6 protein-coding genes are annotated in these 8,783 nt (G+C 67.8%); all 6 read right to left on the bottom strand.

Annotation, left to right across the window (positions count from 1 at the left end; translation table 11 throughout):
• Positions 1-1,065, bottom strand: a 1,065-nt coding sequence (locus LH128_RS15415) for a molybdopterin molybdotransferase MoeA (RefSeq protein WP_008830582.1), incomplete at its 3' end; no start/stop codon positions are given.
• Positions 1,066-1,069: 4 nt separating this feature from the next.
• Positions 1,070-1,870 carry a uroporphyrinogen-III C-methyltransferase gene (cobA, locus tag LH128_RS15410; RefSeq protein WP_008830581.1) on the bottom strand — a complete coding sequence of 267 codons (801 nt, stop codon included), beginning with the start codon at positions 1,868-1,870 and terminating at the stop codon, positions 1,070-1,072.
• Positions 1,857-4,481 (bottom strand): nitrate reductase, encoded by a 2,625-nt coding sequence (locus LH128_RS15405; RefSeq protein ID WP_008830580.1) that lies wholly within the window; start codon positions 4,479-4,481, stop codon positions 1,857-1,859. The genes cobA and LH128_RS15405 overlap by 14 nt, the downstream gene beginning before the upstream one ends.
• Positions 4,481-4,816 carry a nitrite reductase small subunit NirD gene (nirD, locus tag LH128_RS15400; RefSeq protein WP_008830579.1) on the bottom strand — a complete coding sequence of 112 codons (336 nt, stop codon included), beginning with the start codon at positions 4,814-4,816 and terminating at the stop codon, positions 4,481-4,483. The genes LH128_RS15405 and nirD overlap by 1 nt, the downstream gene beginning before the upstream one ends.
• Before the next feature lie 5 nt (positions 4,817-4,821).
• Positions 4,822-7,362 (bottom strand): nitrite reductase large subunit NirB, encoded by a 2,541-nt coding sequence (nirB, locus tag LH128_RS15395; RefSeq protein WP_008830578.1) that lies wholly within the window; start codon positions 7,360-7,362, stop codon positions 4,822-4,824.
• Between the two features lie 228 nt (positions 7,363-7,590).
• A complete protein-coding gene (locus LH128_RS15390; RefSeq protein ID WP_008830577.1) occupies positions 7,591-8,781 on the bottom strand; it encodes a hypothetical protein in 1,191 nt (396 codons plus the stop codon).
• Between the last annotated feature and the right edge of the window lie 2 nt (positions 8,782-8,783).

Here is an 8,783-nt window from a genome sequence, read left to right as displayed (position 1 = left end):
AAGGAACTGATCGCGATCGCTTCCGCCCGGCACATCGTGGAGCAGCCGGTTCTCGCTCCACTGCAAAGCCTGATCGAAGCCCGCGCCGGAAAGCGCGCAGATCATGGGCGCCAGAAAGAGGCGGGCAGTGGTCAGCGCGGCGGTCGGATTGCCGGGCAGGCCAAGCACATGAGTCCGGCCGATTTTGCCGTACCACAGCGGCTTGCCGGGCTTCATCGCCACACCGGCAAAGGCCATCCGCAGGCCCAGCGGCATCAGCGCCCTCCGTGCCAGATCCCGGTGGCCGTGCGAGGCGCCGCCCGCGATGACGATAAGGTCCGTCCCGTCCATCGCCGCCATCGCAGCCGCACGCAGGTCCTCGACCCGGTCCATCGATCGCAAGGTGCCGAGCGGTTTCGCACCCCATTGACGCGCCATCAGCAGCAGGGCTTCGCTCAGGCTGTCGGGGATGGTATCGACGTCGGGTGCGGCATTGCCGGGAACGACAAGCTCGTCTCCATTGACCATCACCCGAAGCCGGGGTTGGCGCCACACGGGCAGCTTCGCGATATCGGCAGCGGCGGCGACCACCATGGCGCGGGGACCGATCCGGCTGCCTGCCGGGAGCAGCGCCGTACCTTTCGCAAAATCGGATGCGCGCGGCCTGACATGGGGCTTGCCCGAAGTACGCGGCAGGATCACCTCTTTGCCGTCGAGGCGGGCGTGTTCGCGCATCACCACCCGGTCTGCTCCCAAGGGTATCGGCGCGCCGGTCGAGATGCGCATCGCGGCTCCGGGTCGCAATGGCAACGGCTGGCTTCCCCCGGCCACGCTCTCTCCCTGCAGCACGAAGCGGGTGAAATCCCCGGCAAAGTCCTCGGACCGGACGGCGAAACCGTCCATTGCCGCGCTGTCCCGCCTTGGTGAATCGATCTGCGCGATGGCATCACCGGCCAGCGTCCGGCGACCGGCCTTCGCCAGCGGGACCCATTCGACCCCCAGCGGCGCGCAGCTTTGCCGGACTATCGCCTGCGCGTCATCGAAGGTTGCGGCAGCGTGGCAGGGCAGTTCGGGAGCGGTGGCCATTCGCCTACTCCCCTGCCGCGATGCGCAGGGGCATGGCCACCGCCGAACCGACGGGCACCGTGCCGTCGGCCTGCGCGACGGCCTCTCCGATCAGGATCAGAGTGGGGCGGTCCTCGGCAAAGGCCTGGGCCACCAGCGGCAGCAGGTCCAGCCGGGTGCGCAATTGCTGCTCCTGCGGCAGCGACGCGTCGCAGGTGATCAGGGCAGGCGTGGAGCCCGGCAGACCGGCGGCGATGAGCGCCATGCTCAGTTCCGGTGCCGCTTCCCGGCCCATATAGACGGCCAGCGTGCAGGCGGGATCGGCGAGCGCCGGCCAGTCCAGATCGAGTGCCTGCCCGTTGCGGCTATGGGCCGTGACGAACTGCACCCGGCGGGCTATGCCGCGTAGGGACAGCGACAGCCCGGCCGATGCCGCAACGGCGCTGGCGGCGGTGATGCCCGGACAGATGCGCACCCGCACGCCGACCTTGCGCAAGGCCGTCATCTCTTCGGTCGCACGGGCGAACATGGCCGGGTCGCCGCCCTTGAGCCGCACCACGCGCTTACCGGCAAGCGCGGCTGCGACGAGCATCTCATCGATGCTCTGCTGATCGCGGGAGTGGCGGCCCGAGCGCTTGCCCACGCTGACGCGGTCCGTGCGGGCAGGGATGAGATCGAGCACGCCGGGGCCGACGAGCGCGTCGTGGAAAACGACGTCGGCCGCCGCGATGAGCTTTTCCGCCTTGCGGGTCAAAAGATCCGGGTCGCCCGGCCCGGCGCCGACCAGCCAGACTTCACCGGGGGAGATCAGTTCATTCGGCTGCATCGAGAACCTCCTCGTTGGCCTGTGGCGTATTGGTCTGTGCAAGAATTTTGGCGAGGGCAGGGCGGCACGACCCGCAATTTGTGCCTGCGCCCAGCGCCCTGCCGATGGCGGGAACGTCCACCAGCGCCTGTTCGCGAATGGCGGCGACGATCTGGTTGAGGCCGATGTCGAAGCAGACGCAGACGGTCGCGCCCTTGTCCGGCTGGCTGCCGGGGCCGCGCGCGGCGAGCACGGTGGCGCCTACGTCGCCGACCGCGAGTTGCCCGATCAGCCAGTCGCGCGAAGGCAGCAGGCCGGTGCGGGTGAGGAACAGCACGCCCGCCAGCCTGCCCTCGACGATCACCGCGATGCGGCGCGAGCCTCGGGTGTGGTCGATGGCCTCGATGCGCTCGCCCTTGGGCAGGCAGGCTTCGATGCGCGCGGCATCGCCATTGCCCGCGATCTCGTAGAGCGCGCCGCCCGGCACCGCCACGCGTGTCGCCCACAGGCAGGGCACGCGGGCGGGTTCATCGCCGCGCAGGATGAGGAAGCCCTTCCATTCGGTCTCGACTTTGGCGAGCGCGGCGGGGGTGGACTTGAAGCCGGGCTGGCCGGAGTGCGGATCGACCAGCGGGCGCGGCAGCAGGCCGGTGCGGCCGCCGGTGGAAATCTGGTCGGTCCAGTGGATCGGCGTGAATATCTCGCCCGAACGCTGGCCGTCGCTGAGCAGCACGCGGAAGGTGCTGTTGCCCTGCGGGGTCGAGACGCGGGCGAGATCGCCGTCCTTCAGGTCCAGCGCGAGGGCGTCGGCGGGATGAACCTCGACCAGCGGTTCCTCGCGGTGGCGCGCCAGCTTGGGGGCGAGCCCGGTGCGCGTCATCGTGTGCCACTGGTCGCGGTAGCGTCCGGTGTTGAGCGTCAACGGCCAGTCGGCGAGCGGGGCCTGCAGGTCCATCTGCCCGACCTTGACCATCCGCGCGCGTCCGCTCGGCGTCGGGAAGCGACCGTCGGCGAACGGTGTACCACCCCAGCGGAACGGCTCCATTGCATCATAGGCAAGGTTGCCGATCGCGGCGTGGGCAGCGAGGTTCAGGACGCGCGCGCCATCATTCTGATAGGCCGTGAGGCGCGCATGTTCGCGCCAGATGTCGGCGGGGGTGTCATAGGCGAAGGCGCTCCCCCAGCCCATCCGGCGGCCCACTTCCTTGACGATCCACCAGTCCGGCTTGGCCTCTCCGGGCAGGTCCATGAACGGACGCTGGCGGCTGATGGTGCGCTCCGAATTGGTGACGGTGCCGTCCTTCTCGCCCCATGCGGCGGCGGGGAGGCGCACATGGGCATAGGCGGTGGTGTCCGTGTTCGCGATGACGTCGGAGACGACGACGAAGGGGCATTTCTCCAGCGCCGCACGCACGTTGCCCGCGTCGGGCAGCGAGACGGCGGGGTTGGTCGCCATGACCCACAGCGCCTTGATCCGCCCCTCGCCGATCGCGCGGAACAGGTCCACTGCTTTGAGACCCGGCTTCGTCGCCATCGTCGGCGCGGCCCAGAAGCGGCCGACGCGCGCGACGTTCTCGGCCGCGAAGTCCATGTGCGCAGCCAGCGTCGAGGCGAGCCCGCCGACCTCGCGCCCGCCCATCGCATTGGGCTGCCCGGTGATCGAGAACGGCGCCGCGCCCGGCTGGCCGATCCGCCCCGTCGCAAGATGCAGGTTGATGATCGCGTTGACCTGGTCGGTGCCGCGGATCGACTGGTTGATCCCCTGGCTGAACATCGTGACCGTGCGCGGGTTCGCGGCAAACATCTCGTAGAACTGCAGCAGCAGCGCGGGATCGAGGTCACAGGTCTGCGCCGTGGTCCACACGTCATGGCCGGTCGCAAGGTGCTCCCAGAAACCCTCGGGCGCATCGACGTGGGCAGCCATGAACGCCTTGTCGACCATGCCCTGCTCGGCGAGCCATGCCAGCAGCCCGTTCATCAGCGCCACGTCGCTGCCGGGGCGCAGCGGCAGGTGCAGGTCGGCGCCTTCGCAGGTTTCTGTGCGGCGCGGGTCGATGACGATCAGCTTCGTGCCCCACTCTGCACGCGCCGCCTGGATGCGCTGGTAGACGATCGGATGGCACCATGCCGTGTTCGAACCGACCAGCACGACAAGGTCGGCCTTGTCCAGATCCTCGTAGGTAGCGGGCACCACGTCCTCGCCGAAGGCGCGGGTGTGGCCGGCGACCGCGCTCGACATGCACAGGCGGGAATTGGTGTCGATGTTGGCTGAACCGATGAAGCCCTTCATCAGCTTGTTGGCGACGTAGTAGTCCTCGGTCAGCAACTGGCCGGAGACATAGAACGCCACGCTGTCCGGCCCATGGCGGGCGATGGTGTCGCGAAAGCGCTTGGCGACGAGGTCCAGCGCCTTGTCCCAGCGTACGCGCTTGTCGCCGATCATCGGGTGGAGAAGGCGGCCGGTCAGCCCGACCGTCTCGCCCAGATGCGTACCCTTGGAGCAGAGGCGCCCCGCATTCGCCGGGTGTGCCTCGTCCCCCCGGATCGTCACCTCGCGCGCACCCGTGGGGGTGGCCGAGATGCCGCAGCCGACGCCGCAATAGGCGCAGGTCGTGCGGACCGCCTCGCGCATCAGGCCGCGTCCCTCATCACTTCGGGACGCGCCAGCAGGATGCGACCGTTCTCCTCACGCACGGCAATGGTCGGGGTGCAGCCGCTGTCCGCCCCTTGCGCCTCGCCGCTCGCCAGCGCGATGTTCCAGTTGTGCAGCGGACAGGCGACCGCGTGGCCATGGACGATGCCCTGGCTGAGCGGCCCCTTCTTGTGCGGGCATTCGTTGACGAGCGCGAAGACCTTGTCGTCGCCGGTGCGGAAGACGGCGATCTCCGGCTCCCCCTCGAACCGCACGGTGCGCGCGCCGCGCTGGGGGATGTCGCTCAGGGTTCCGATATCGATCCAGTCGGTCATGGCGTTCACTCCGCTGCTTCGAGAGCAAGAGGTTGGAGGTGCTGGTGCAGGTCGGCGCGATCGCCCGAGGCGCGTTCGGCCCACGGATCGTCCTGGCTGAAGCTCTGCGAATAGAGGAACCGCGCGGCGAGCGCCTTGCGGCCCGCCTCGTCCTCGACCACGCGGGACTTCACGTAGTCGACGCCGACGCGCTCGATCCACGGTGCGGTGCGTTCCAGATAGCGCGCTTCCTCGCGGTAGACCTGGATGAAGGCGGCGCAATATTCGAGCGCTTCCTCCTCGGTCGCGACCTTGCACAGGAAGTCGGTGGCGCGCACCTTGATGCCGCCGTTTCCGCCCACGCTCAGTTCGTAGCCGGAATCCACGCAGACAATCCCGAAGTCCTTGATCGTCGCCTCGGCGCAGTTGCGCGGGCAGCCGGAAACCGCGATCTTGAACTTGTGCGGCATCCAGCTGCCCCAGGTCATCCGCTCGGTCTTGACGCCGAGGCCGGTCGAATCCTGCGTGCCGAAGCGGCACCATTCCGAACCCACGCAGGTCTTCACCGTACGCAGCGACTTGCCGTAGGCATGGCCCGAGACCATCCCGGCAGCGTTGAGATCGGCCCAGACGGCGGGCAAATCCTCCTTCTTGATGCCGAAGATGTCGAGGCGCTGGCCACCGGTCACCTTCACCATCGGCGCATCGTACTTCTCGACCACGTCGGCGATCGCGCGCAACTCGCGCGGGCTGGTGAGGCCGCCCCACATGCGCGGGACCACCGAATACGTGCCGTCCTTCTGGATGTTGGCGTGCATACGCTCGTTGACGAAGCGGCTCTGCTGGTCGTCCACGTATTCGCCGGGCAGCGCGCAGAGCAGGTAGTAGTTGAGCGCCGGGCGGCAGGAAGAACAGCCATCCGGCGTCGCCCAGTGCAGCTTCTGCATCACTTCGGGGATCGAGCGCATGTCCTGCGCCACGATCTCGCGGCGCACGTCGTCGTGAGTGAAGCTGGTGCACTTGCACAAGGTCTTCGGCCCTGCCTCGACCTCTTCGCCCAGCGTCAGCGCCAGCAGGCTCTCGACAAGGCCGGTGCACTGCCCGCAGCTGGCCGAAGCCTTGCAGGTGGCGCGCACGGCGTCGAGGCTGCAGGCACCCGCCTCGATGCAACCGACGACCTGGCCCTTGGAGACGCCGTTGCAGCCGCAGATCTCGGCATCGTCCGAGAGCGCCGCAACGGCCCCCTTAGGGTCCAGCGCGCCTCCTCCCGAGGCGAAGGCCTGGCCGAAGATCAGCAGGTCGCGGACTTCGGAAACGTCCTCGCCCTTCTTCAGCAGGTCGAAGTACCAACCGCCGTCCGCCGTATCGCCGTAGAGTACGGCGCCGACGACCTTGTCGTCCTTCACCACGACGCGCTTGTAGACCCCGCGCGCGGCATCGCGCAGCACGATGTCCTCGCATCCCTCGCCGCCCGAGAAGTCGCCGGCGGAGAACACGTCGAGCCCGGCGACCTTCAGCTTGGTCGAGGTGACCGAGCCGCGATAGCCGGTGTGCCGGTCGGTCAGCCCGTCGGCGAGGCTGCGGCACATGTCCCACAGCGGCGCGACGAGGCCGTAGACGTTGCCGTCATGCTCCACGCATTCGCCGACCGCGAGCACCGAGGGGTCGCTGGTGACCATGTGGTCGTCGACCTTGATGCCGCGCCCGACGTCCAGCCCCGCCTCGCGCGCCAGCGCGGTGGCGGGACGGATGCCCACGGCCATGACGACGAGGCTGGCCGGAATCTCGCGCCCGTCCTTGAGGCGCACGCCCTCGACCTTGCCCTCACCATAGATCTCGGCGGTGTCGGCGCCTGTCAGGATAGTCTGGCCGCGCCCTTCCAGCGCGGACTTGAGCAGCCAGCCCGCGGCCTCGTCCAGCTGGCGCTCCATCAGCGTGGACATGAGGTGGATGACGGTGACCTTCATGCCGCGCAAGGTCAGGCCATGCGCCGCCTCGAGGCCCAGCAGGCCGCCGCCGATGACCACGGCCGAGCCGCCGCCTTGCGCTTTTCCGGCTTCGGCAGCCGCCAGCATCGTATCGACGTCGTTCATGTCGCGGAACGAGATCACGCCGGGCAAATCCTTGCCGGGCACGGGAATGATGAACGGATCGGAGCCGGTCGCGATCAGCAGGCGGTCGTAATGCACCGTGCCGCCCGAGCGCGAGGTGACGGTCTTCGCCGCCCGGTCGATCGCGGTGACGGGATCGGCGGTGATGAGGTCGATGCCGTTCTCGTCATACCACTCGCGGGTATTGATGACGATCTGCCCGAAGGTCTTCTCACCCGCCAGTACCGGCGAAAGCATGATGCGATTGTAGTTTACATGCGGCTCGGCGCCGAAGATCGTCACGCGGTAGCGGTCCGCATCGCGCGCCAGCAGTTCCTCGACCGCGCGGCAGCCCGCCATGCCGTTGCCGACGACGACCAGATGCTCGCGCCTGTCATCACCATTGGCATCGTCACTCGGCACGATCAGCGCGTCGTCATAGTCGGAATTGGGTTCGATCCCGTCCTGAAAGTCCATGTTCGAAACTCCGGCAATGTCATGGGAAAGGGAGTTGAAAACGAGAAAAGGCCGCCATCCAGACCCCCGGTTCGAAACCGGAAGTCAGGATGGCGGCCTTGCCATCATTCGGTGCCTACGTGCCCCGTCAGTGGGACATTTCGGCGATGTAAGAAGGACAACGCTGCCCTTTGCACTGCAACATAAATGGAATCGCCCGAAGGCTCAAGCGATTCCGTAACGAACCTGTCAAATCGCCCAGTCGAACTGGACCCAGACCTTGTCGGTGTCGGTCGCGAGGGTCTTCGCGTCATAGTGGGCATAGCGCAGCGCGATCGCCGTCTTGCGCAGCTTTGCCGAGGCCAGGAGATTGATTTCGTTGCCGTAGTGCTGGTCCAGCCGGTCGCTGTCGAAGCGGTGCCACGTTGCCTGCAGGGTGACGGCGGACAGTGCGCCGATCTGTTTCGCACCGTACCCGCCGCCGAAATAGAGATCGCGTACGCCGTTCGCGGGCGTCGTCAGGAACTTGTCCGCCCAGCCCTGGAACTTGAAGTTGGTGCCCAGCGGCGTCTGGAAGCTGGTCAGCGCCGCGCCCTTGTCGGAGCCAAGCACTTCATAACCGGCATTGGCCTTCCAACCCTTCACGTCGAGCGTCGCGTCGGCCAGCCAGTATTCGGCGCTGTAGTCGCTGGGATTGCGGTGCCAGTCCGACTGGCGCGCGTAACTCGCCTGATAAGTCAGTTTCACCGCCTTGCCGAACGCATGAGTCCCCGCGAAACGGGCACCATATGTCTGGCTGGAGAGGCGAAACGCCTGCACCGCCGCCTCATCCTGATCGACGAGGTAGGCGAACCCGGTCAGCACCCCAAGCGGTGTCTCCCACGAGAGGTTGGCGAGCAGATTGTCCCCGCCCACCGCCTGCTGGCGCGCGGCGTTGCCGTCGATGCCCCAGATCGTGCGCACGCTCCAGGCGTAGGAAACGTCCAGTTTCAGGCCCTTGACCGGGGTGACCTCGGCCCTCACCGCGTCGAAGGTCTGCGCATTGTCGCGGAAGGCGACGTTGCCGACGAAGCGCTCGTCGTCCAGCGCGATCTTCTGGCGCCCGGCGGTCAGCGTCACGCCTTTCGCCTTGTACTGCAACTGCGCGATGTAGAGCGCGATGTTCTGCGGATCGGCCACCAGCGGCCGCGTGGCCGCACCGTTCACGCCATCGTAGTAGTCGTCGGCCACGGCGAGGTTGCCCTGCGCGACCACGGTGGCGCTCAGCGCCCCGCTGGTGGCCTGCGCGCCGCCGCGTACCCGCACGGTCAGCGCATCGGCCTTGGCGGCGATGCCGTCCTGATCGACATGCTCGTAGCGTACCCGCGCCTCGGCGACCGGCTTGACGGTGATGTCCTGGGCCTGCGCCGATCCCGCGCAAGCGACCCCGCCGACGACCAGCA

Origin of the sequence: Sphingomonas sp. LH128 (genome assembly GCF_000293195.2) — a bacterium.
Classification (GTDB): domain Bacteria; phylum Pseudomonadota; class Alphaproteobacteria; order Sphingomonadales; family Sphingomonadaceae; genus Novosphingobium; species Novosphingobium resinovorum_A.
This window is presented reverse-complemented; position numbering and strand designations above follow the sequence as displayed.

Excerpts from the sequence above, each read along its gene's own strand:
- cobA (WP_008830581.1), bottom strand. The coding sequence starts at position 1,870 with ATGCAGCCGAATGAACTGATCTCCCCCGGTGAAGTCTGGCTGGTCGGC.
- LH128_RS15405 (WP_008830580.1), bottom strand. The coding sequence starts at position 4,481 with ATGCGCGAGGCGGTCCGCACGACCTGCGCCTATTGCGGCGTCGGCTGC.
- nirD (WP_008830579.1), bottom strand. The coding sequence starts at position 4,816 with ATGACCGACTGGATCGATATCGGAACCCTGAGCGACATCCCCCAGCGC.
- nirB (WP_008830578.1), bottom strand. The coding sequence starts at position 7,362 with ATGGACTTTCAGGACGGGATCGAACCCAATTCCGACTATGACGACGCG.